The following is a 21,633-nucleotide window of genomic DNA, read 5'->3' on the forward strand; positions in this document are numbered from 1 at the left end:
CGGCTGGCGGCGGCTTGCCGTCCTCACCGCCCCCGCCCGGGGCAGCCGTCCGACGTGCGTTCACGCCGTCGGCGGTCCTGTTCACGGGTCGGGTCGATCCGTTCACGGGAGCGTTCATGGTGTTCACGCGGATACCGCCTCTCCGGTCGGTCCTGCACACGACCGCCTATAGCGGGGCGTTCGCAGGCAGACCAGTCGGGCCGACGGCAGCCGTGTGCGGCCACCGTGGCGGTTCGATTCATGCAGGTGAGAGGGCGACTGCCCGTCGCCCGAGTTGGCCGACTGAACGGCCGTGAACACCGGCTGGTTGGCGTGAGCGAGCTGGGCCAGCAGACGCCAGACGCCGAGCGTGAGTCGGGGCGTGACGCCGGGTGTGACCCGGGTCGTCACGCTGGTCAACGCCTTGGTCGTGGCGCCGGTGAGTCGGGGCGGCGTGGGCTCCACGGCGGCGGGGGTGGTCGTGCCGCTGGACATCCGGGTGACCACCTCGGTGACCGGCGGGCGACTGGCCGACGCGCACAGCAACAGCGCGATGGACAGCGGGAGTCGGTCGGCCTTGCGGTGGTTGCAGTCGACGCAGGCCAGCATGAGCGAGGTGACCGACCACGACCGCCACAGCGCCAGAGGCGCGACGTGGTCCAAGGTGGCCTCACTCAGGTCGGTGAACGAGCGACGGCAGTACGCGCAGCGCTGCCCGTGGCGGCGCGCGAGCTGTTCCTTGCGCACGCGCCGCCGCGCGGAGTTGAGGGGGTGACCGTGCCTCATGCTGCCTGCTCCATGTCGTCGGCGGTCAGGGTGCGCAGTGCGGTCGCGCAGGCACCCAGCACCGGAAGCACCTGGTAGCGCGGGACTCCCAGTCGCCGGGCCACCTCGGTGATGTTCAGTCCCTGACCCACGTGCAGGAGCAGGGCCCGGCGGGAGGTCTCGTCCATGCGCAGCAGGGCGGCACGCTGCGCCGCGCTCATGTGGGCCAGCTCGTCGCGCTCCCACTTGGGAAGCGACTCCAGCGGCACGGGGTCGGCCGACAACTGGGGGTTGTCGATCTGGATCAGCAGCACGGCGGTTTCCACGAGCCGGTTGGCGGTCGGGTAGCTGACTCCGACGTGTTCGGCTACGAGCCGCATGTTCATGCCCTCCAGCCGCAGCAGCAAGGCCGTCCGCTCGCGCTCCGGCAGCTTGGACACCATGGCGTCGAGGTAGGCGGGCAGCGTCGTGCGCGCACAACCATCGGGCAGCGCCGGGCACAGCCAGTTGCAGATCTGGGGGTCCGTCCAGTCGACCGGTGCTTCCCCGGAGGACTGGCGCCGGAAGTACTGCTGGATCTCGTCCTTGACCCGGCCGAACAGGAACATCCGACGCTCGTCCTCGCTCAGCGCGTCGGACGCCATCAGCGGCTTGGTGGTCTCCCTGCCGACGGCCACCCACACGTCCTGCACGATGTCCTCAGCCAGGTCGGTAGCGCGACTCCGCTGGACACCACGGTTCAGCAGCTTGCGGACCGCGTACGTCTCCAGGCGGCGGCCGCCGAACTCCTCGTACAGATCAGCAAGCCGCTCCGACTGCTTGGGAGTGAGAGCGATGGTCTCGCCCCGCTCCAGCTTCCGCCCACCGGGGCCATTGCCCCGAGACGCGGTCCGCTCGCCCCTACGTTCTGCCACGGTTCCAGGCATCATGGAAGTGCCCCTTCGATGGGTGGGGGAGCGGCGGGCTTCTTGGTCGGAGACGCCGCTCCCTGCTGGCTTGAGCCAGTTACTGGCTTGAGCCAGTTGAGCACGGCGACTGCGGGGACGTCAAGCTACTGGCTTGAGCCAGTTGTATGCTGGGGTCATGACTTCACCCGAGAGCCGCCAGACCCATCCCGCCCCCGCCAGTAGGCGTATCGCGCAGGCCCTGCGCGCCGCGATCGAGTCCGGGGAGCTCCGCGCCGGCGCCAAGTTGCCGTCTGAACGGACTTTGGCCGAGCAGTACGGCACAGCACGGAACACCGCCCGCGAAGCAGTCCGCCTACTGTCAGAGCAAGGGCTGGTCAGGGCGGAGCACGGGCGCGGCGTCTTCGTCCGTGAACCGCAACGGCTCTTCCGGTTTGGCAGCGATCGCTACTCCCTTAAGAACAGGGAGAGTGGGCTGACGCCGTTCCGCCTAGAGGCCAAGAAGCAGGGCAAGACAGCACGGATCGACGTGGTGTCGATCGCAAATGAGGCGCCGCCCGAGGACGTGGCCGAGCGACTCGGCGTCCCTGGAGACTCGGCCAGCGTCGTCCACCGAGAGAACCACTACTACGCCGACGAGGAGCCGGTTCAGATCGTCTCCACGTATCTCAAGTGGAGCGAGGCGGAGGGGACGCTCCTGATGCAGCCAAAGACCGGCCCGAACGGCATCTACGGCCGCTTGGAAGATCTCGGGCACTTCATGACAACCATCAGGGACGAGATCACTGCCCGGATGCCCAGCCCGGTCGAGGCCGCCGTGTTGCACCTGTCCCCCGGAGTGCCTGTTCTGGAGGTGCTGCATACCAGCTTCGACCAAGCGGGGGAAGCGTTCGAGGTCTCCCGCTATGTTCACAGGGCAGACGTGACCGGGCTCAAGTACGACCTTCCCGTCCAGTGACCGGAGAACCGGAGGCACATCCATGAACGACGCCACGTCGGGTGAAGCACTGTGCATTCGTCCTCGGAACAGTGGCGACCTGGCGCAGGCAGCGGCTGCCCTGGTCGCGGTGCACGAAGCGGATGGCTACCCCGTGGAAGGCGTAGCGGAGCCGGAGCAATGGCTGACACCGCCTGGGCTGATGGCTGCCTGGGTGGCGGAGCTGTCCGGGCGGATCGTCGGGCACGTGGCCGTCAGTGGCTCGGGCGACGGCCGGGCCGGAATGCTTGAGCGGCTCTTCGTACTCCCCGAGGCGCGGCGGCGCCGAGCGGGTGAACGCCTGGTGCAGGCTGCGGAGGGGTTTGCGCAAGCCAGAAGGCTTGCCCTCGAACTGGAGGTTCTAGCCAAAGACGAGGCTGCCATCCGTCTCTACAAGCGCCTCGGGTGGTCTGAGACTGGGCAGCGAGCGCACCAGTTGGAAGCGGGAGACCCACACCCAGCGCTCACCTTCGTGGCGCCTCGGGCATCGGAATCCTAGGCGCAGAGCCCACCAGCCCCCCTTCCGGGCTCGGAGAGTCATAGAGGGAGCGGCCACGGCCGCACGACCCTTGGCAGCTCGCTGTGCTCGCGCGCGACGGCCGCCGTGCGCCTTGGGCGCCCTCCCGCTCCGCTGGTCGACAGCAGCCCTGAAGAGACCACCGCCGCCGCCCGGGGTGGTGGTCTCTTTCCGCTGTCCCGACTCGGAGGAGTGTCGGAAGAGCCTACGCAGGGCCGTTTCCGGGGGTGAGGTTGGTGGTCGAAACCCGATATCACCGCAGGTCAAGCGTCGCATCGGCCGATATCGAGCCCGAAACCGGTTTCGGGTCGGGTCGAAGCCGCAGCGCTTCGGCGAAACCGGCCCGGTGCGCCTACGGGTACGGCCTCCCACTCGGTGTACCCGGTGCGGGTACAGGCGGGTACGGGTCGGGTACGGCCACGCGGCCAAGCGCGCCGTGCACCTGCGGTGTAGCACCGGCGCCGCATCGCGACCGCACAAGCAAGAAGAGCACCAGGCGGCGCGGACCGACGACGGCGCCAGGGAGCCCGTGCTCCTCTTGCTTGAACCAGCGTCCACAGCGTCCGCAACCCATCCGCACGGGAGTGGCTTTGACCTGCGGCAACAGGGCTTTGGTCGGAGAGCATGGCTGGACGCTGCGGACGCTGGTGGACGCTAAACAAATCGTCTAGCGTCCACGCGAACGGCGCAGGTCAGAGGGGTTGAGCTATGCCCGGCGGACGCTGCGGACGCTGCTTCCCTCAACTCTCTAGGACAGGAGGAGAACGGCCTCTTAAGGCGGGGGCATCGCGGCCCTACGGTTGGCTGCCCCGCCTTAAGAGGCCGTGATGAGCCGACACAGAGCAGCAGGATGACGACTCGCCCGCTTCGTCACCTTGTGTGACAGGGAGGGAGGTAGGGGAGTGCGGAAGCCAGCCCCTGAAGGGGTTCGGGAGCTGTTCGGGGGCGGCCTCCCTGCCTCCCTGAACGGTGGTCCCCGCTGCTCAGAGCGGGGAAGTGGAGTGAGGGAGGCGGTTAGGGACTTCTCCCTGCCTCCCTGAACGCCTCTCTGTACTTAACGTCACCACGGAACGGCCTTCCCCACGGGGAAGGACGCTCACCCCGGTGCGGCGGTCACCGCGCGAGCGCAGCGAGCTGCCAAGGGTCGTGCGGCCGTAGGCCGTTCCTTCTTGCCCCTCCCCGGCAATACGGGGGGCGTGCCTCTGGGATGTGCTGAGCGACCTGGTTTCGGGGTCTACTCAGAAGGCTCGCTAACCGCTAACGCGCTGGTCATCTGCCGTTCTGGCCGCTAGCGGGGTCGCTAACGTTAGCGACGCCTGCCGCTAGTGTTAGCGGCGCCGGAGGGGTGAGACTCCACCCCGCCACGGGCCCGATCCAGGCCGAGTCCTGGAACCTCGCTGGAACCTCCGAGGTCAACAAGCAACGACAGGCAACGACCACTAACCGCCGCCGCACCACTGGTCAGTTGCGGTGCAGCCCCCATTGACCAGGCCCAAACTGCGGGCGGTCGAAACCCAGGGCAAGAAGAAGTAAGCGGCACTGAGCCGGCCCCCTGCCTGCGGGTTTCCCGCGGGGAGGGGGCCGGTCGTCGTCTCGGGGTCGTTGCGGCCCGGCCGGGGGCCGTGCCGGGCCGCAACGGTGGCGGGTTGCTGTCGCCGGGTGGGCTCAGTGGTCGGTGTAGCTGAAGTCGCCCACGGTCCAGGCGCTGATGTCCTTGATCGCGACACGGTACATTCCGCCCGTCTCCGGGATCCCCACCGTGCCCTGGAGGATGCGGGCGACATGGAAGTGCAGGTGAGTGGGCGGTCCGCTCGGCGTGGGGGCCCCGAAGGCGGCGGAGAACTCGCTGAGGCGGGCTGAATCCGTCAGCACCTCCGACACCCTCTGCCTCCACACGGCTTCGGAAGCGAGTCGACCGGTGATGACAGCACCACCGGTGACCACGGTCAGGGACATCTGGTTGCTCTGCCCGGACTCCACCAGGGCGGCGACGTCGACGAGCAATTCATCGGGCTTCGACACGAGCACATCATATTCGCCTGCCCTCCGGGGTCCCGAGCCCCGTGCCACGAAGTCCGGCGCGGCAGGACGGAGCCGGTGCCCCGTCAGCCCCGCCGGGTGCGGAGGTGGATGCGTTCGCCCTGCTTGCCGAAGAGGCTGAGGACCTCGACGCTCCCGCGTGCGGCGGCTCCGAACCAGTGGGGGATCCGGCAGTCGAACTCGGCGGCTTCCCCGGCTCCCATGACGAAGTCCTGGTCGCTCAGCTTCACGCGGAGTCGTCCTCGGAGCACGTACAGCCATTCGTAGCCGTCGTGAGTCCGCAGGTGCGGCTCGCTGTCGTGCGCCGGGATGGTCATCTTGTACGCGCGGGGTTCGCCCTGCTGGCGGGAGAGCGGGATCAGCACGCGGCCGTCCTTCCGGGTGGGCTGTTGGGGCACGCGCGGGTCGAGGATCCGGGGTGCCGCGACGATCTCGTCGAGGGGGATGCCCAGTGCGGCGGTGATCGGCAGGAGGAGTTCGAGGCTCGGTTTGCGCTGCGCTGACTCCAGTCGGGACAGGGTGCTGGTCGAGATCCCGGTGGTGCGTGCGAGGTCGGCCAGGCTGACGCCCTTCTTCGCGCGGGCGCTGCGTAGCCGGGGAGCGATCTGCTCGATCGCGGCACTGACGCTGGGTTGCTCGTCCATGGGCGGCAGTCAAGCAGCGCGTCCCGGAACCGGCAACGAATGTTGTCGAAAGTGAAAAGCGCTGCCGATCCTCTCGGTGGAGGTGATCCGCATGGATGCAACACGGCGATCAACGACCGGGTCGCAGGCGGCGACACTGTGGGACGGCGTCATCATCGGTGGTGGGGCCGCCGGCCTGTCGGCCGGAGTGGTGCTCGCGAGGGCACGGTTCGCGACCCTGGTCGTGGACGGTGGCGAGCCCCGTAACGGGCCCGCCGACCACATGCACGGCTATCTGACCCGGGACGGCATGGCGCCGAAGGAGTTCGTCGCCGGGGGCCGGAGCGAGCTGGATCGCTACGGCGGGACGCTCGTGCGGGCGGGCGTGGTCGACGCCCGGCGGACGTCGGACGGCACGTTCGAGCTCCGGCTCGACGACGGCAGCGCCCTGCGGGCCCGGTCCGTGCTGGTGGCGACCGGGCTGACGGACGAGCTCCCCGACGTCCCGGGACTCGCCGAGCGGTGGGCGTCCACGGTGCACCACTGTCCCCACTGCCACGGCTACGAGGTGCGGGGTCGCGACATCGCCGTGCTCGGCAACCCGGCGACGGCGACGACGTCGGCGGTGTCGGCGCATCTGGCCGCGCTGATGCGCCGCTACAGCTCCTCGGTGACGTTCTGCACCAACGGCATCGAGGTCGGCGCCGGCGAACGGCGGCGCCTCGCGGCGTACGGCGTACGGCTGGTCGACGCGCACGTCACTCGCGTCGCGACACCTGCCGGCTCTGCGGGCGGGGACGCCGTCGCGATCGAGCTCGACACCGGCGGGACCGTGCTGTGTGAGGCCGTCTTCGTGGCGCCTCGCCCGGTGCCGCACGACGCGATCCTGACGAAGCTGGGTGCCGCCACGGACCCGGTGAGTGGGCTGGTCGTCGTCGACTCCCAGGGGGCCACGGACGTGCCCGGGCTCTGGGCGGCCGGGAACGTGGTCAACCCCCGAGCGCAGGTCGTCACCGCCGCGGGAGCGGGTTCGACGGCCGCCATCAGCATGAGCGGCCGGCTGCTCGACCAGGAGTTGTCCGCCGCCGTCGCACGTGCCGGGCTCGACGGCGGGGGCGTGCACTGATGGTCGGCACGACGGCGGAGACGTCCCCGAGCGGTCGCTCCACGCGGTTGCCCGCAGGGGTGTACCTGCTCGGCTTCAGCCTGTTCGCCATGGGCAGTGCGGAGTTCCTGTTGGCCGGTGTACTGCCGGCGGTCGCCGCCGACCTGGACGTCACGCTCTCCTCCGCCGGGTTCCTGATCACGGCGTTCGCGCTGGGGGTCGTGGTCGGTGGGCCACCGTTCGCCGTGCTCAGCCTGCGCTGGCCACGCCGTACCGCCCTGGTGGCGAGCCAGTGCGTCTTCGCCGTCAGCATCGCCGTCGGACAGCTGGGCACCTACGAGGTCCTGCTGGCCACGCGACTGGTCGCGGGCGTCGCCTACGCGGCCTTCTTCGCCGTCGCGGCGGTGACCGCGATCAGTCTGGTGACGCCGGACCGTAGGGCCCGCGCCTCCGGGGTCGTGGTGAGCGGGCTCAGTGTGGCCATGGTGGCCGGTGGTCCCGGAGGGACGCTGCTCAGCCACGTCACCGAGTGGCGCGACGGCTTCTGGGCCGTCGTCGCCCTCACGGTCGTGGGGATCGTCGGTTGCCTGCTCGGGCTACCCGCCGCCCACCCCGACTCCGCCGACTCCACGCGGCCCGGCTTGGCGCGGGAGTTGGCCACCCTGCGCCAACCGGGTCTGTGGGTCGTCTACGCGATCACGATCCTGACCACCGCGGCGTACATGATCACGTTCAACTTCCTGGCGGCCCTGCTCGAAGACGTCACCGGCATGCCCGAGGTGTGGATCCCGGCGGTGCTCGCGGTCTTCGGGGCCGGCGCCTTCGTCGGCCTGACCCTCGGTGGCCGGGTCGCCGATCAGCGGCCGCACCTCGCCCTTCTGACGGGTGCGTCAGCGATCGTGATCCTGTCGGTGGTGATCGCCACCGCGATCAGGCACGCCTGGGTGATGGTGCCCACCGTCCTCCTGCTCGGTATCGCCGCTTTCGTGCTGAACCCCGCCGTCTTCGGACGCGTCTTCGCCCTCGCGGCCGACGCGCCCACCCTCGCCGGTGCCACCACCGTGTCGGCGTTCCAACTGGGAATCAGCATCACCCCCGCCCTCGCCGCCGCCGCCCTCACCCAGGGGGCGGCCCTCACCACCGTGTGCCTGGTCGGAGCCGCTCTCGCGGCGGCCGCCGTACCCCTCATCCTGCTCGACCGGTCACGCGACGCCACGGCCCGGAGCAGGCCGGTGGGGACCGTCGCGCGGCGGCGGTGAGCGTGCAGGACGGCGGTGCCCCCGGCCGGGTGTTCGACCGGGGGCACCGCCGTACTCGTCGGGGCTAGCCGCAGCCGCCGCCGCAGTTGCAGGGTCCGCCGCCCTGGCAGCCGCACTGGCAGCCGGGGCCGCAGCCGCAGTTCCGTTCGGGTTCCGGGGTCTGCGCGTTCCGCACGGCATTCCTCCTTGAAGCTGGGCTGAGCATCAGCCCTCCCAGGGAACCGCGACGTCGGCGGGCGCATCAACGGCGCGTGGGGGCACGCGCTCAGTCGGCGGCGGGCTCCTCGGCGGCCGCGATGACGGCGGCCGGGTCGATCTCGTCCGCGTAGTCGCCCGTGACGAGGTAGACGACGCGGCGGGCGACGGAGACGGCGTGGTCGGCGAAGCGCTCGTAGTAGCGGCCGAGCAGCGTCACGTCGACGGCGGTCTCGATGCCGTGCTTCCAGCGGTCGTCCATGAGGTGCTGGAAGAGGGTGCGGTGCAGGTCGTCGATCTTGTCGTCGTCGGCCTCCAGCTGGAGGGCCAGGTCGACGTCCTTGGTGATGATGACCTCGGCGGCCTTGGCCATGAGCCGCTGGGCGAGCTGGCCCATCTCCAGGATGGTCGCGTGCAGGTCGCGCGGGACGGCGGAGTCGGGGAAGCGCAGGCGTGCGACCTTCGCGACGTGCTGGGCCAGGTCGCCGGAGCGCTCCAGGTCGGCGCTCATGCGCAGCGAGGTGACGACGATGCGCAGGTCGGTGGCGACGGGCTGCTGGCGGGCGAGGAGCTGGATCGCCTTCGTCTCCAGGTCGCGCTGGAGCTCGTCGACCTTGTCGTCGTTGGCGATCACGCTCTCGGCGAGCTTGAGGTCCGCGTCGAGCATGGCCGTCGTGGCGCGGCCGATCGCGGAACCGACGAGCCGGGCCATCTCGACCAGGCTGTCGCCGATCGCATCCAGCTCCTCGTGGTAGGCGTCCCGCATGGTGGTCCTTCCCTCGCTTCTGGCCAAAAAGTGCCGCGTCCGGACCCGCGGCGGGCCGGGTGTTCTACGCTCCCACGCTGGGGCGGCAAGGCGTCCGCAGTGGCCCTGCCAAGTGAACCACTCCGGACGCGCGGGTGAACTCTGGGCGTCGGCGGCGCCGGGGGCCGTGCGGGCGGCCTCCGGGACGTCCGGCCGAGGGGCGGAGTGGACGCTCGTGCCGGTTCGCGGCATATGTTCCCCACCCAGTGAACCACCGTGGTCGTGGCGGTGAACTCTGGGGGACGAGTGTTCGAGCCGACCCGGCAGGTCTGGGAGGGGCTCGCTCGACGCGCTTAATCTGAAGCCATGGACGTGAACGCGGCGATCGCCGCAGTGGCCGCGATCGCCGGTGTGTGCACCGGCGCCGTCGCCGTCCTCGCGTTCCGCTGGAGCGAGCGGGAGCAGAGTCGGCCCACGCGGTCCTCCCTGCACACGGAGCCGGTGCTGCCGCCGGGCGTCGACACGGTGCTGTCGGTGCTGCGGTCCTCGGCCGTCGTGCTGGACGAGGGCGACGCCGTCGTGAAGGCCAGCTCGGCCGCGTACGCGCTCGGCCTCGTGCGCGGCGGGCGGCTGGCCGTGGACCCGATGCTGCAGATGGCCCGGGAGACCCGGCGGGACGGCGAGATACGGCAGGTCGAGCTGGACCTGGCCCGCAGAGGCAGGGGGGACGCCCTGGCGGTCTCCGCCCGCGTCGCCCCCCTCGGCTCCCGGCTGGTGCTGCTGCTGGTGGAGGACCTGACGGAGTCGCGTCGCATCGAGGCGATCCGCCGCGACTTCGTGGCGAACGTCAGCCACGAGCTGAAGACGCCCGTGGGCGCGCTGTCGCTGCTGTCGGAAGCCGTGATGGACGCGAGCGACGACCCGGAGGCCGTCGAGCGCTTCGCGGGGCGGATGCAGAAGGAGGCCACGCGCCTGACGAACCTCGTCCAGGAGCTGATCGACCTCTCGCGGGTGCAGAACGACGACCCGCTGGAGGACTCGGAGCCGGTCGCCGTCGAGGGCCTGATCGAGGAGGCCATCGACCGCAGCCGACAGGGCGCGGCGGCCAAGCAGATCACGATGGCGACGGCCGGTGCGGAGCACCTGTACGTCTTCGGACACCGCGGGCAGCTCGCGGCGGCGCTGGGGAACCTCGTCGAGAACGCCGTGAACTACTCCCCGCCCCGGACCCGCGTCGGCATCGCCGCACGCCGGGTCGCCGTGCCCGGGGGCGACATGATCGAGATCGCCGTCACCGACCAGGGCATCGGCATCTCCGAGCGGGACCGGGACCGCATCTTCGAGCGCTTCTACCGCGTCGACCCGGCCCGCTCCCGGGCGACCGGCGGGACGGGTCTGGGCCTGGCCATCGTCAAGCACGTGGCGGCCTCGCACGGCGGCGAGGTCACCGTGTGGAGCGCCGAGGGCCAGGGCTCCACGTTCACCCTGCGACTTCCCGAGGCCGGACAGGCCCGGGAGCGGGCCGAGGAGAGCCGCCGCAGCCGTACCCGGCTCAGCGGAGCGCTCCAGGAGCCCGGGGACTACCACGGTCCCGAGGGCGAGGAGGCCGGCGAGCCGGTCGACCCCGTCGAACCCGTGGGCCCGGTCAAGCCCGTCAGCCCGATGGACGGGCCCGGCGGCGGAGCGGCCCTGCCGCGCACCCGCTCCCGGCGCGCCCGCCACACCGACGGTGCGGAAGGCACCGTCAAGGGACGGCCCTACGAGACCTACACCCAAGATCAACTCTCAGCCCCGGAGGTCCTCCCGTGACCCGAGTGCTCGTCGTCGAGGACGAGGAATCGTTCAGCGACGCGTTGTCGTACATGCTCCGCAAGGAGGGCTTCGAGGTCGCCGTCGCGACCACCGGGCCCGACGGCCTCGACGAGTTCGAGCGCAACGGCGCCGACCTCGTCCTGCTGGACCTCATGCTGCCGGGCCTGCCCGGCACCGAGGTCTGCCGTCAGCTGCGCAGCGTGAGCAACGTGCCCGTCATCATGGTCACGGCCAAGGACAGCGAGATCGACAAGGTCGTCGGTCTGGAGATAGGAGCCGACGACTACGTCACGAAGCCCTTCTCCTCGCGGGAGCTGGTCGCCCGCATCCGCGCGGTGCTGCGCCGACGCGGGGACGGCCCGGAGGAGGCCGCCCCGGCGGCCCTGGAGGCCGGGCCGGTCCGGATGGACGTCGACCGGCACGTGGTGACCGTCTCCGGCGGCAAGGTCGACCTGCCGCTGAAGGAGTTCGACCTGCTGGAGATGCTGCTGCGCAACGCGGGCCGGGTGCTGACGCGGATGCAGCTCATCGACCGCGTCTGGGGCGCGGACTACGTCGGTGACACCAAGACGCTCGACGTCCACGTCAAGCGGCTGCGCGCCAAGATCGAGCCGGACCCGGGCGCGCCGCGCTACCTGGTGACGGTGCGCGGTCTGGGCTACAAGTTCGAGCCCTGAGGCGCCTGCGCCCGGGCGTGAGCGCGCGGGCCACGACGAGAGCGGGCCCCGGCCGGATGATCCGATCATCCGGCCGGGGCCCGCTCTCGTCAGGGCCCGCGCCGTGTGGCAGCCGAGTGGCTCAGGCGCCCGGGCTCAGCGGGCGGACTCGACGCCGTCGGCCGGGACGTCGCCGGTGGCCGCGTCGTCCGTGCCGGTGGCGTCGTCGGTGCCGTCCGTGTCGTCGAGCCCGGCGCCGTCGTCCTGCGCCTCACCCTCCGCCGGCAGTTCACCCTCGGGCGACTCCCCCGCCTCGGGGGACTCCCCGCCCTCGGCGGCGTCCTGCTCCGGGGAGGGCGCGGCGGACGGGCCCCACTGGTCGTAGGTGATGACGTCCTCGGGGAAGACCAGGGCGCGGATGTCGATGTCGCCGGTGGCGCTCAGTTCGAAGGTGAGCTTCTGGGCCTCGCCGTCGGTGATGTCCTGCTCGCCCGCGTTCTGGACGACGGCGGACGCGTTGCCCTCGCCGCCGAGCATGAGGTGCCCGCCCGCCGGGACGGTCAGCGAGCCGCCGTCGGCCGCGGACAGCACGAAGCTGCCGGTGCCGCCGTCGGAGCTGAAGCTGATCCCGCCCAGCGTCTCGTCCTCGTCGCCGCCGTTGAAGATCCGGGCCGTGACGCTCGCCGGGCCGTCGGCGTCCTCCGAGGTGATGACGGTGACGTTCTGCAGTTCGATGTTCCCGACCCGCTCCTGGACGTTGTCCGGGCGGACCTGGTTCGTACCCGCGTCGAAACCCGCGCCGCATCCGGCCAGCGAGAGGGACGAGAGCGCGAGAACGGCGGCGGCGACGGCGCCGCGTCGAAGGCTGCTGCGGCTGCTGCTCACGGCGGCGCATCTCCTAGCGGTGAAGGACGGAAGGGGTCTGTCAGCGGCTCAGCGTACCGACCCGGGATGACGCCACCGCACCCGACCCGCCTGTCACCCGGGCCCTCCCGAGCAGTCCGGGCGGGGCGGCCGTCCGGCCCGACGGGCCGGAATGAACCGGCGGCCCCGGCCGGATTACCGGTCGGCGAATGCGGTGGGGAACTCGTGAATTGATCATTCCCCGCCCTTCGGTCGGCGTTCGCGGATGCGTTGCGTGAACGTCCGCCGAAGGGAAGGGGTGATCAATTGCCGACGTCGAACAGGCATCCAAAAATTCCGGCATTTCGGGCACCCATAATCCGGTTCGGGGGTCCGACCCGCTGGATTCGCGGAGCGGTGACAGGGGCCCCCACCTGCGAATACCCGGTTGCACGGCGGGGTCGCAGCACGGTACAGGTGTGCTTGTCAAGCCCCGAGATAGGCCCTGACCTGCGGAAATGCCATTCAGGGCCCCTCCTTCTCGTGCTATCCTGGATAGCCACGGAAGGGGTACCTGTCACATGACGTTCAAGGTTGGCGACACCGTGGTCTATCCCCATCACGGGGCCGCGCTGATCGAGGCCATCGAAACTCGTCAGATCAAAGGCGTGGACAAGACCTACTTGGTCCTGAAGGTCGCCCAGGGCGACCTCGAAGTTCGTGTGCCGGCGGAAAACGCCGAGCTCGTGGGCGTGCGTGATGTGGTCGGCCAGGACGGGTTGGACCGGGTCTTCGAGGTGCTGCGCGCGCCGTACGCCGAAGAGCCCACCAACTGGTCCCGCCGCTACAAGGCGAACCTGGAGAAGCTCGCCTCCGGCGACGTCATCAAGGTGGCCGAGGTCGTGCGCGACCTGTGGCGCCGTGAGCGTGAGCGGGGCCTCTCGGCCGGCGAGAAGCGCATGCTCGCCAAGGCCCGGCAGATCCTGGTGAGCGAGCTGGCCCTCGCGGAGAACACCAACGAGGACAAGGCGGAGGCGCTGCTCGACGAGGTCCTGGCCTCCTGAGCGACTCAGCCTCCTGAGCCGCTGACCGTTCCCGTCCGCAGGTTCCCGCCGGTGGGCCCCGCGCGGAACGGACGACGCGTCGACGCGCACTGTGCCGTGGTGCCCGAGTGACGACCGCAAGGCCGTCCGCCTCGGGCGCTGCGGCATTTTGCCTGAGCCCCGGCCGTCGAACTCCCGGCGGTGGTACTCCCGGCGCGGGCACGGACGTTCGGCCGGATGCCCGAGCACGGGGGGTCCGTTGGTGGTCCGTTGGCACCGCCGACACCGCGAGGACCGCTGACGGCGCCGTCGGGGCTGTTCCCTGAAGACCGGAATGCCGGGCCCGGGCAGCCGACCCGGTCGGTTGTCACGGAAGGGACCGACCAAGGTCTCGCGCCCGGCACGCTGTGTGCCATACCCATCTCAGCCAAGGACACAAACCTGAACGCGCAAGCAATGTCCGAGCCTCTGTCCGACGGTGACGACCGTCCGGCACCCCGCCCGGCGCGCACCGCCGTCGTCATCCCCGCCGCCGGGCGCGGCGTCCGCCTCGGGCCCGGCGCGCCCAAGGCGCTGCGCACGCTGGGCGGGACGCCGATGCTCGTCCACGCCGTCCGGGCCATGGCCCGGGCCCGGGACGTCGGCCTCATCGTCGTCGTCGCCCCGCCGGAGGGGGCCACCGACGTCCGCCACCTCCTCGACGCCCACCCGCTGCCGCCCACCGGCCACACCGCCGACGTCGTGGTCGTGCCCGGCGGCGCCACCCGGCAGGACTCCGTCCGCCTCGGTCTGGCGGTGCTCCCCGAGGAGATCGAGGTCGTCCTCGTCCACGACGCCGCCCGTCCGCTGGTCCCGGCCGAGACCGTGGACGCCGTCATCGCCGCCGTCCGGGCCGGCGCGCCCGCCGTCGTCCCGGCCGTACCGCTGACCGACACGGTCAAGCAGGTCGATCCGCGCGGCGACGGCACGCCCGAGCCCGTCACGGGGACCCCGGAGCGGGCCCTGCTGCGCGCCGTCCAGACGCCGCAGGGCTTCGACCGGGCGCTGCTGGCCGAGGCCCACGCCGCCGGCCCCGCCGAGGGCGAGGGCGCCACCGACGACGCCGGGCTGGTCGAGCGGCTGGGCCGGCCCGTCGTCGTCGTGCCCGGGCACGAGGAGGCGTTCAAGGTCACGCGGCCGCTGGACCTCCTCCTCGCCGAGGCCGTACTCACCCGACGGAGGGCCAAGGATGGCTTCTGACGCACCCCCGCTGCCGCTCGTCGGCATCGGCACCGACGTCCACGCCTTCGAGCCCGGTCGCCCGCTGTGGTGCGCCGGGCTGCTGTGGGCGGACGGGGACGGGCTGGCCGGCCACTCGGACGGCGACGTCGCCGCGCACGCCGCGTGCGACGCGTTGTTCTCCGCCGCCGGTGTCGGCGACCTCGGCACCCACTTCGGCACCGACCGGCCCGAGTACTCCGGGGCGTCCGGCGTCACGCTCCTGACGGAGGCGGCGCGGATCGTGCGGGCGGAGGGCTTCGCCGTCGGCAACGTCGCGATCCAGGTCATCGGTGTGCGCCCGAAGATCGGCAGACGCCGGGACGAGGCGCAGCGGGTGCTCGCGGAGGCCGTGGGCGCGCCGGTCGCCGTCTCCGGAACGACGACGGACGGCCTCGGCCTGACGGGACGGGCCGAGGGCCTCGCCGCGATCGCCACGGCACTGGTGTACCGCCGTCCCGTCTGACGCGCGCTTCCCCGTCCGACGCGCGCCTCGGACGGGGACGGTCCCCGGAATGGCGGGCTTGAACACGCCGTTCGGGTGGGTACGGGTGGAAGGTCACCACCCCCACGCACCGCACGGACCGTAAGGGAGGGCGCGGCCATGGCAGTCGTGCTGTCGGACAAACTCAAGCAGCTCCTGGACACCAAGGTGTTCATCACCGTCACCACCATCCAGCCGGACGGCGGCCCGCAGGCCTCCCCGGTCTGGGTGAAGCGCGACGGCGACGACGTGGTGTTCTCCACCACGCTCGGGCGGCGCAAGGAGAAGAACCTGCGCCGTGACCCCCGCATCAGCATCGTCGTGCAGCCCGCCGAGCGGCCCTACCAGTACGCCGAGATCCGGGGCCGGGCCACCATCACGACCGAGGGCGGCCAGGAGCTCATCGACGAGCTGTCGATGAAGTACGTCGGGAAGAGGTACGGCGAGTTCAACCCGGGCGCGGCCCAGGAGCCCGAGCGGGTCGTCGTCCGCGTCACCCCCGACAAGGTCGTCGGCATGGGCCAGCTCGTCTGAGCCGGACGCCGGACGCCGGACGCCGGACGCCGGACGCCGGACGCCGGGCGCCCGAGGACGTCCAGGACCCCGGCGGCTCCCGACGCGCTCGCGGCCGCGGGCCGCCGGGCCCCGCGGCCGGAAGCGCGTGGGGAGCCGCCCGCGTCTACTACCCTTGACGGGTGACTCTTCGCCTGTACGACACCAGCTCCCGGCAGATCCGTGACTTCACCCCCCTCACCGAGGGCTGCGTCTCGATCTACCTGTGCGGTGCCACCGTGCAGGCCGCCCCGCACATCGGGCACATCCGTTCCGGTCTGAACTTCGACATCATGCGCCGCTGGTTCACCCACCGGGGCTACGACGTCACGTTCGTCCGCAACGTCACTGACATCGACGACAAGATCATCACGAAGTCGGCCGAGCAGGGCCGCCCCTGGTGGGCGATCGGCTACGCGAACGAGCGCGCCTTCAACGACGGCTACGAGGCCCTCGGCTGCCTCCCTCCGACCTACGAGCCGCGCGCCACCGGGCACATCCCCGAGATGATCGCCATGATGGCCGCCCTCATCGACAGCGGCCACGCCTACGCGTCCGAGGGCAACGTCTACTTCGACGTGCGCTCCTACGACCGCTACCTGGCCCTGTCCAACCAGGACCTCGACCACCTCCTCCAGCCGTCCGCCGAGGGCGAGACCGGCAAGCGTGACCCCCGCGACTTCGCCATGTGGAAGGCGGCCAAGCCCGGCGAGCCGCAGTGGGACACCCCCTGGGGCCCCGGCCGCCCCGGCTGGCACCTGGAGTGCTCGGCCATGGCGCACAAGTACCTCGGCTCCGCGTTCGACATCCACGGCGGCGGTGTCGACCTCGTCTTCCCGCACCACGAGAACGAGATCGCCCAGTCCGCCGCCTACGGCGACGACTTCGCCACCTACTGGCTGCACAACGCCTGGGTGACGATGAGCGGCGAGAAGATGTCGAAGTCCCTCGGCAACTCCGTCCTCGTCTCCGAGATGGTCAAGCAGTGGCGCCCCATCGTGCTGCGCTACTACCTCGGCACGCCGCACTACCGCTCGATGATCGAGTACAGCGAGGACGCGCTGCGCGAGGCCGAGACGGCCTTCGCCCGCATCGAGGGCTTCATCCACCGGGCCGTCGAGCGGACGGGCCCGGTCGAGCCCGCCGCCGAGGTGCCCGCCGCCTTCGCCGAGGCCATGGACGAGGACTTCGGGGTGCCGCAGGCGCTCGCCGTCGTCCACACCACCGTCCGGCAGGGCAACGCGGCCCTGACCGCCGACGACAAGGACACCGCCGCCACCGCCCTCGCCGACCTGCGCGCCATGCTCGGCGTCCTCGGGCTCGACCCGCTGGACCCGCACTGGCACGGCGCCGGGCACGAGAGCGGCGAGCAGTTGCACGGCGTCGTCGACTCCCTCGTCCGCCTCGTCCTGGACCAGCGCCAGGCCGCCCGCGCCCGCAAGGACTACGCGACGGCCGACGCCATCCGCGACGAACTCTCCCGCGCCGGCCTCGTCATCGAGGACACCCCGCAGGGTCCGCGCTGGGAGCTCGGCGCGTCCTGACGCCCGCGCCGCACCCCTGAACTTCACGCAGCACCACCGGAAAGAAGGACCCCATGGCCGGCAACAGCCAGCGGCGCAACCGCCGCTCGTCCAACAAGAAGGGCGCGCAGGTCGGCAGTGGCGGCCAGCGGCGCCGGGGCCTGGAGGGCAAGGGCCCCACCCCGCCCGCCGAGATGCGCAAGGGCCATGCCAAGCAGCGCGCCGCGCAGGCCCGCGCGCGCCGCGCCACCGGCCGTCCCGCGCCGCGCCGGGGCGGCCCCAAGGGCACGGCGGAGCTCGTCGTCGGGCGCAACCCCGTCTTCGAGGCCCTGCGCGACGGCGTCCCGGCCACGACCCTGTACGTCCAGCAGTACATCGACAGCGACGACCGGGTGCGCGACGCCCTCAAGCTCGCCGCCGACCGCGGCGGCATCCACCTGCTGGAAGCGCCCCGGGCCGAGCTCGACCGCATGACGAACGGGCTCAACCACCAGGGCCTCGTCCTCCAGGTCCCGCCCTACGACTACGCGCACCCCGAGGACCTCACCGCCGCCGCCCACGACGCCGGTGAGGACCCGCTGGTCGTCGCGCTCGACGGCGTCACCGACCCGCGCAACCTCGGCGCCGTCGTCCGGTCCGTCGCGGCGTTCGGCGGGCACGGCGTCGTCGTCCCCGAGCGGCGCGCGGCCGGTATGACGGCCGGTGCCTGGAAGACGTCCGCCGGGACGGCCGCCCGCACCCCCGTCGCCCGCGCCACCAACCTCACCCGCGCCCTGCAGGGCTACCAGAAGGCCGGGCTCATGGTCGTCGGCCTCGCGGCGGACGGCGAGGCCGAGCTGACGGACCTGGACCTGCTCGACGGCCCGGTCGCCATCGTCATCGGCAGCGAGGGCAAGGGGCTCTCCCGGCTCGTCAGCGAGGCGTGCGACGTCCGCGTGCGCATCCCCATGCCCGGGGAGGCCGAGTCCCTCAACGCCGGAGTGGCCGCCGGCGTCGCCCTGTACGAGGCGTCCCGCCGCCGGACGAGCCGCCGCTGACCCCTGTCCGCGGCCCGGCGGGGATGGCCTTGACGGGTCGCGGACAGATCGGCGGGGTCAAGGCAGTGTCCTAAAGGTCCGTCACTCGGTTAGATGAGTGTGGACACCAGAACACCCCGCACGCCCACCGGGGGAAGCCCGGGCGGCTACTTCGACGATGAGCCGATCCTCAGCTCCGTCAAGGTGCCGAGCGACCCGGCGCAGGTCATTGTCAACCACGTGAGCTTTCGGGTGAAGCTCGCCACGCCGCCGGAGCCGCAGAGCCTGGCCTCGGCGGACACCACCCGGATCCCGGCCGTCCCCGCCGCCGGAGCCGCCGCCCCCCTCAGCCCGGCCGCCGCCCCCCTCGGCCCGGCCACCGCGCCCCGGCTCGCCGCCGCGGGCGCGGGGGCGAACCGGGGCGCGACCGTCCTCAAACGCCGCGCCCCCGTGGTGTGGAGCGGCCGCAGCGCCCCCGGCGACGCCGCCGGGCCGCTGCTGGACGCCGTACGCCCCGGCGGCCTCAGCACCGTCCCGCCCCAGGGGGACGGGCCGGATCGCCGCGCGGCCGGTACCACGCAGGTGCTGCCCCGGGTCACCCCGGACCTCACCGTCCCGCCCGGCGTCGTCGGCCCCCGCACACCCGAGTCCGGTCGGCCATTGCTGGACGGCGTCCGCCCCGCCGAAGGCGCCTGGGACACCCCGGCCCAGGGCACCGAGGCCTTCGACGCCGGCCGATACGACCTCGCCTCGGACGACCGCCACCCGTCCCGCGACGGCGTCGACCGCGCCCGGCACGCCTACTATCCCGGCCGCCGCATGAACCTCGGCGTCGTCCTGCTCCCGCTGCGGATCTTCCTCGGCTTCATCTCCGTCTACGCCGGGATGGGCAAGCTCACCGACCCCGTCTACTTCGACGGCGGCGCGCGCGGCTCCATGATGGGCTGGCTGAACTCGCTCGAACCCTGGGCCATCGCCGGGCCCCTCCACAGCTTCGCGCTGTCCCACCCCGTCGGGGCCGGACTGACCGTCGCCTTCCTCCAGGTCCTCGTCGGCGTCCTCACCGTCTTCGGCCTGTGGCAGCGCGTCGCCGCGTCCGTCGGCGCCCTGCTGTCGGCGGCCCTGCTGGTCACCGTCAGCTGGCGGACCGTCCCCGTCTACGACGCGCCCGACATCATCTACCTCGCCGCCTGGTCCCCCCTCGTCATCGCGGGCGCCCCCGTCTACTCGCTCGACGCCCGGCTGACCGGCGAGGCGTGGCGGCGGCTCGGCCCCCGGGTGTCGCTGTGGGACCTGCGGCGGCGCGTCCTGCGCCGAGGATCGCTGATGGCCGCCGTCATCGGCGGGCTCACCCTGCTCGTCGGCTCGCTGCTGGGCAGCGCGGTGCGCTCCGCCGAGGTCACCACCGTGCCCGAGCCGGGTGACCCCCTCCGCAACCACCTGCCCGGCTCGCCGCTTCCGCAGGACCCGGCGGCGCGGCCCAGCCAGGGCACGACCAGCGGTCCCACGGCCGGTTCCACGGCCGGTTCCACCGCCGGGCCGACGGCCGGGCCCAGCGCCGCACCCAGCGAGGGTGCCGCCCAGGAGACCGCCGGGACGGGCAGCGCCACCGAGCAGGACGGCCCGACCCAGGACCAGACGGTGCAGGCGCCCCAGCCGCCGCCCGCCCCCGAGGCCCCCGCGCCTCCGCCCGCCCCGGAGCCCCCCGCCGACGACGGCGGCACCGGCTCCCCTGGCACGAACGGCGGCAGCACCGGCGGGACGTCCGACACCGGCGGGGACGACTCCTCCGGCGGCTCGTCCGGCGGCTCGGACGGCTCCTCCGGCGGCGGCGCGCTCGGCGGCCTGCTGGGCTGACGTCACACCGGCCCCCGTCGACCTCGGGGGCGGACGTCCACGCGCGAAGGGGCGGGGCCCGATCTCCGGGCCCCGCCCCTTCGCCGTGCTCTTCGGCCTTCCGGGCCTGCGCACCCGGGCGCGCAGGCCCGGAAGGCGGCTGAGCCTCAGCCCGCCGGAGCCTCCCCGCCGGGCGGTGCGGAGGGCTCGGCCTCCGCCGAAAGCGCCAGCTCCTTCGCCGCCTCCGACAGGTCCTTCGCGGTGTCGATGGCCCGCCAGTACGCCCCCTGCGGCAGCGGGTACCCCGCCAGCCGGCCCTCCCGCGCCAGCTGCGGAAAGGCCGTCCGCTCGTGGTCGCCGCGTTCCGGCAGCAGCGCCGTGAACTCTGGCGCGCACACGTAGACGCCCGCGTTGACCTCGTACGTCGTCGGCGGCGCCTCGATGAAGTCGGTCACCCGCCCGAAGCCGTCCGTGCGCACCGCGCCCCAGGGAATGCGGGGCCGGGCCAGCGCCAGCGTCGCCACCGCCCCCCGCTCGTGGTGGAACGCGGCCATGTCCCGCAGCGGGAACCGCGTCCAGATGTCACCGTTCGTCGCGTACCACGGCTCGTCCGCCCGTGGGAGCGCCTGCGCGGCGAACCGCAGGCCGCCGCCGCGGCCCAACGGCTCCGGCTCCACCACCGTCGTCACGCGCAGCGGCCCGGCGCCCGGGTCCCCGCCGATCAGCGGCAGCTCCGCGGACGCCAGCCACTCCTGGAGCACCGACGCCAGGTGGCCGCACGAGACGACGACGTCCGTGACGCCCTCGTGCGCCAGCCAGGACAGCTGAAAGCCGATGATCGGAGCCCCGGTCCCGGGGATCTCGATCATCGGCTTCGGCCGGTCGTCGGTGTAGGGCCGCAGCCGGGAGCCCTGGCCACCGGCCAGGATCACCGCCTGCGTGGGATGAACGCGTGGATCGTCTGCCATGCCCCGAACGCTATCGGGCCACGGCCGCCCGGCCCCGCCATCTCAGCGGAAGTCGGCCACGCCCGCCGCGAACGAGGTGTCGCACACCGGGCGCGCGAAGCGCTGCGCCCGCTGCGCCGAGCCGTACTTCTGGACGGCGGCCTGCCCGAGCGCCCGCGCGATCTCCACACAGTGCTTGGCGAGCGAGGGCCGCTCGTCCACCGCCCGCTGGAGGCCGGAGAGGGCCACCCCCGGGTCCTCCTCCTGCAACTCGGTCAGCAGGCGGTCCTGCAGCACCTGGTGCGGGGCACGCTTCCTGGTCTCCTGCCCGGACGACGCCCGCTCGGCCGACGCCGTCAGGATCTGCGACTCGGACGGCGCACCCGACCACGGCACACGGGCCACGGCCAGCGTCCCGGACAGAACCAGAACGACCGGGAGGACAAGGGCGAGACTTCTGCCGATACGGCGGACTGCCTGATTCACTGGTGTCTTCCTCGCAACGGGTGTCCCCTGCGATGCCAGGGGCGGAACGGGCGCGCCCGCGAAGGGCAC

General features: G+C 72.2%; 21 protein-coding genes. 13 read left to right on the plus strand and 8 right to left on the minus strand.

The genetic code is table 11. The annotated features are described in order from the left end of the window. Nucleotides 1–123 precede the first annotated feature (123 nt). Nucleotides 124–765 carry an HNH endonuclease gene (locus tag V6D49_RS15760; RefSeq protein ID WP_340560388.1) on the minus strand — a complete coding sequence of 214 codons (642 nt, stop codon included), beginning with the start codon at nucleotides 763–765 and terminating at the stop codon, nucleotides 124–126. Further along, nucleotides 762–1,658, minus strand: a complete 897-nt coding sequence (locus tag V6D49_RS15765) for a sigma factor-like helix-turn-helix DNA-binding protein (RefSeq protein ID WP_340560390.1) — start codon at nucleotides 1,656–1,658, stop codon at nucleotides 762–764. The genes V6D49_RS15760 and V6D49_RS15765 overlap by 4 nt, the downstream gene beginning before the upstream one ends. A 169-nt stretch (nucleotides 1,659–1,827) precedes the next feature. Here V6D49_RS15765 and V6D49_RS15770 point away from each other — a divergent pair, with 169 nt between their 5' ends. Together V6D49_RS15770 and V6D49_RS15775 are read left to right on the plus strand one after the other, a co-directional pair. Further along, the gene (locus tag V6D49_RS15770; RefSeq protein ID WP_340560392.1) at nucleotides 1,828–2,607 is read left to right on the plus strand and encodes a GntR family transcriptional regulator; all 780 of its coding nucleotides are present in this window, start codon (nucleotides 1,828–1,830) and stop codon (nucleotides 2,605–2,607) included. A 22-nt stretch (nucleotides 2,608–2,629) separates the two neighbouring features. Next, nucleotides 2,630–3,124, plus strand: coding sequence for a GNAT family N-acetyltransferase (locus V6D49_RS15775; protein ID WP_340560394.1), 495 nt, complete (start codon nucleotides 2,630–2,632; stop codon nucleotides 3,122–3,124). Between the two features lie 1,683 nt (nucleotides 3,125–4,807). Here the strand turns inward: V6D49_RS15775 and V6D49_RS15780 are convergent. Together V6D49_RS15780 and V6D49_RS15785 are read right to left on the minus strand one after the other, a co-directional pair. After that, on the minus strand, nucleotides 4,808–5,164 hold the full coding sequence (locus V6D49_RS15780) for a hypothetical protein (RefSeq protein WP_340560396.1): 357 nt from the start codon (nucleotides 5,162–5,164) through the stop codon (nucleotides 4,808–4,810). Nucleotides 5,165–5,247: 83 nt separating this feature from the next. After that, a complete protein-coding gene (locus tag V6D49_RS15785; protein WP_340560397.1) occupies nucleotides 5,248–5,826 on the minus strand; it encodes a helix-turn-helix domain-containing protein in 579 nt (192 codons plus the stop codon). Between the two features lie 91 nt (nucleotides 5,827–5,917). Here V6D49_RS15785 and V6D49_RS15790 point away from each other — a divergent pair, with 91 nt between their 5' ends. Continuing rightward, nucleotides 5,918–6,931, plus strand: coding sequence for an NAD(P)/FAD-dependent oxidoreductase (locus tag V6D49_RS15790; protein WP_340560399.1), 1,014 nt, complete (start codon nucleotides 5,918–5,920; stop codon nucleotides 6,929–6,931). Further along, on the plus strand, nucleotides 6,931–8,169 hold the full coding sequence (locus tag V6D49_RS15795; RefSeq protein WP_340560400.1) for an MFS transporter: 1,239 nt from the start codon (nucleotides 6,931–6,933) through the stop codon (nucleotides 8,167–8,169). Before V6D49_RS15790 ends, V6D49_RS15795 begins: the two co-directional genes overlap by 1 nt. A 265-nt stretch (nucleotides 8,170–8,434) precedes the next feature. Here the strand turns inward: V6D49_RS15795 and phoU are convergent, their stop codons facing one another. Further along, complete coding sequence (phoU, locus tag V6D49_RS15800; protein WP_340560401.1) at nucleotides 8,435–9,130, minus strand: phosphate signaling complex protein PhoU; 696 nt, start codon at nucleotides 9,128–9,130, stop codon at nucleotides 8,435–8,437. Nucleotides 9,131–9,475: 345 nt separating this feature from the next. On the opposite strand from phoU, the gene V6D49_RS15805 reads away from it, so the two are divergent. Further along, nucleotides 9,476–10,918, plus strand: a complete 1,443-nt coding sequence (locus tag V6D49_RS15805; RefSeq protein ID WP_340560402.1) for a sensor histidine kinase — start codon at nucleotides 9,476–9,478, stop codon at nucleotides 10,916–10,918. Beyond that, nucleotides 10,915–11,598: a response regulator transcription factor gene (locus V6D49_RS15810; protein ID WP_340560403.1), complete on the plus strand. Its 684-nt coding sequence runs from the start codon at nucleotides 10,915–10,917 to the stop codon at nucleotides 11,596–11,598. Before V6D49_RS15805 ends, V6D49_RS15810 begins: the two co-directional genes overlap by 4 nt. 135 nt (nucleotides 11,599–11,733) lie before the next feature. Here the strand turns inward: V6D49_RS15810 and V6D49_RS15815 are convergent, their stop codons facing one another. Next, on the minus strand, nucleotides 11,734–12,462 hold the full coding sequence (locus tag V6D49_RS15815) for a DUF461 domain-containing protein (RefSeq protein ID WP_340560404.1): 729 nt from the start codon (nucleotides 12,460–12,462) through the stop codon (nucleotides 11,734–11,736). Between the two features lie 539 nt (nucleotides 12,463–13,001). Here V6D49_RS15815 and V6D49_RS15820 point away from each other — a divergent pair. From V6D49_RS15820 to V6D49_RS15850, 7 genes are all read left to right on the plus strand, one after another. Further along, nucleotides 13,002–13,484 carry a CarD family transcriptional regulator gene (locus V6D49_RS15820; protein WP_031508181.1) on the plus strand — a complete coding sequence of 161 codons (483 nt, stop codon included), beginning with the start codon at nucleotides 13,002–13,004 and terminating at the stop codon, nucleotides 13,482–13,484. A gap of 435 nt (nucleotides 13,485–13,919) precedes the next feature. After that, the gene (gene ispD / locus V6D49_RS15825) at nucleotides 13,920–14,702 is read left to right on the plus strand and encodes a 2-C-methyl-D-erythritol 4-phosphate cytidylyltransferase (protein ID WP_340560405.1); all 783 of its coding nucleotides are present in this window, start codon (nucleotides 13,920–13,922) and stop codon (nucleotides 14,700–14,702) included. Then, nucleotides 14,692–15,186: a 2-C-methyl-D-erythritol 2,4-cyclodiphosphate synthase gene (gene ispF / locus V6D49_RS15830; RefSeq protein ID WP_340560406.1), complete on the plus strand. Its 495-nt coding sequence runs from the start codon at nucleotides 14,692–14,694 to the stop codon at nucleotides 15,184–15,186. Before ispD ends, ispF begins: the two co-directional genes overlap by 11 nt. A gap of 138 nt (nucleotides 15,187–15,324) precedes the next feature. Next, a complete protein-coding gene (locus V6D49_RS15835) occupies nucleotides 15,325–15,738 on the plus strand; it encodes a PPOX class F420-dependent oxidoreductase (RefSeq protein ID WP_340560407.1) in 414 nt (137 codons plus the stop codon). Between the two features lie 161 nt (nucleotides 15,739–15,899). After that, nucleotides 15,900–17,300: a cysteine--tRNA ligase gene (cysS, locus tag V6D49_RS15840; RefSeq protein WP_340560408.1), complete on the plus strand. Its 1,401-nt coding sequence runs from the start codon at nucleotides 15,900–15,902 to the stop codon at nucleotides 17,298–17,300. A gap of 53 nt (nucleotides 17,301–17,353) precedes the next feature. After that, on the plus strand, nucleotides 17,354–18,316 hold the full coding sequence (rlmB, locus tag V6D49_RS15845; protein WP_340560409.1) for a 23S rRNA (guanosine(2251)-2'-O)-methyltransferase RlmB: 963 nt from the start codon (nucleotides 17,354–17,356) through the stop codon (nucleotides 18,314–18,316). A gap of 93 nt (nucleotides 18,317–18,409) precedes the next feature. Continuing rightward, entirely contained in the window at nucleotides 18,410–20,152 is a 1,743-nt protein-coding gene (locus V6D49_RS15850; protein WP_340560410.1) for a DoxX family membrane protein, read from the plus strand. A 146-nt stretch (nucleotides 20,153–20,298) separates the two neighbouring features. On the opposite strand, the gene V6D49_RS15855 is transcribed toward V6D49_RS15850, so the two are convergent. Beyond that, on the minus strand, nucleotides 20,299–21,099 hold the full coding sequence (locus V6D49_RS15855; RefSeq protein WP_340560411.1) for a nucleotidyltransferase family protein: 801 nt from the start codon (nucleotides 21,097–21,099) through the stop codon (nucleotides 20,299–20,301). 42 nt (nucleotides 21,100–21,141) lie between these two features. Continuing rightward, nucleotides 21,142–21,564 (minus strand): hypothetical protein, encoded by a 423-nt coding sequence (locus V6D49_RS15860; protein WP_340560412.1) that lies wholly within the window; start codon nucleotides 21,562–21,564, stop codon nucleotides 21,142–21,144. Between the last annotated feature and the right edge of the window lie 69 nt (nucleotides 21,565–21,633).

It is taken from the genome of Streptomyces sp. GSL17-111, from assembly GCF_037911585.1.
Lineage (GTDB): Bacteria > Actinomycetota > Actinomycetes > Streptomycetales > Streptomycetaceae > Streptomyces.

What these genes read in the sequence shown, in the direction of transcription:
- V6D49_RS15775 (WP_340560394.1), top strand. Translation starts at nt 2,630, where the DNA reads ATGAACGACGCCACGTCGGGTGAAGCACTGTGCATTCGTCCTCGGAAC.
- V6D49_RS15795 (WP_340560400.1), top strand. Translation starts at nt 6,931, where the DNA reads ATGGTCGGCACGACGGCGGAGACGTCCCCGAGCGGTCGCTCCACGCGG.
- V6D49_RS15820 (WP_031508181.1), top strand. Translation starts at nt 13,002, where the DNA reads ATGACGTTCAAGGTTGGCGACACCGTGGTCTATCCCCATCACGGGGCC.
- phoU (WP_340560401.1), bottom strand. Translation starts at nt 9,130, where the DNA reads ATGCGGGACGCCTACCACGAGGAGCTGGATGCGATCGGCGACAGCCTG.
- rlmB (WP_340560409.1), top strand. Translation starts at nt 17,354, where the DNA reads ATGGCCGGCAACAGCCAGCGGCGCAACCGCCGCTCGTCCAACAAGAAG.
- ispD (WP_340560405.1), top strand. Translation starts at nt 13,920, where the DNA reads ATGTCCGAGCCTCTGTCCGACGGTGACGACCGTCCGGCACCCCGCCCG.
- V6D49_RS15850 (WP_340560410.1), top strand. Translation starts at nt 18,410, where the DNA reads ATGAGTGTGGACACCAGAACACCCCGCACGCCCACCGGGGGAAGCCCG.
- V6D49_RS15805 (WP_340560402.1), top strand. Translation starts at nt 9,476, where the DNA reads ATGGACGTGAACGCGGCGATCGCCGCAGTGGCCGCGATCGCCGGTGTG.
- V6D49_RS15835 (WP_340560407.1), top strand. Translation starts at nt 15,325, where the DNA reads ATGGCAGTCGTGCTGTCGGACAAACTCAAGCAGCTCCTGGACACCAAG.
- ispF (WP_340560406.1), top strand. Translation starts at nt 14,692, where the DNA reads ATGGCTTCTGACGCACCCCCGCTGCCGCTCGTCGGCATCGGCACCGAC.
- V6D49_RS15790 (WP_340560399.1), top strand. Translation starts at nt 5,918, where the DNA reads ATGGATGCAACACGGCGATCAACGACCGGGTCGCAGGCGGCGACACTG.
- V6D49_RS15770 (WP_340560392.1), top strand. Translation starts at nt 1,828, where the DNA reads ATGACTTCACCCGAGAGCCGCCAGACCCATCCCGCCCCCGCCAGTAGG.
- V6D49_RS15760 (WP_340560388.1), bottom strand. Translation starts at nt 765, where the DNA reads ATGAGGCACGGTCACCCCCTCAACTCCGCGCGGCGGCGCGTGCGCAAG.
- V6D49_RS15785 (WP_340560397.1), bottom strand. Translation starts at nt 5,826, where the DNA reads ATGGACGAGCAACCCAGCGTCAGTGCCGCGATCGAGCAGATCGCTCCC.
- V6D49_RS15855 (WP_340560411.1), bottom strand. Translation starts at nt 21,099, where the DNA reads ATGGCAGACGATCCACGCGTTCATCCCACGCAGGCGGTGATCCTGGCC.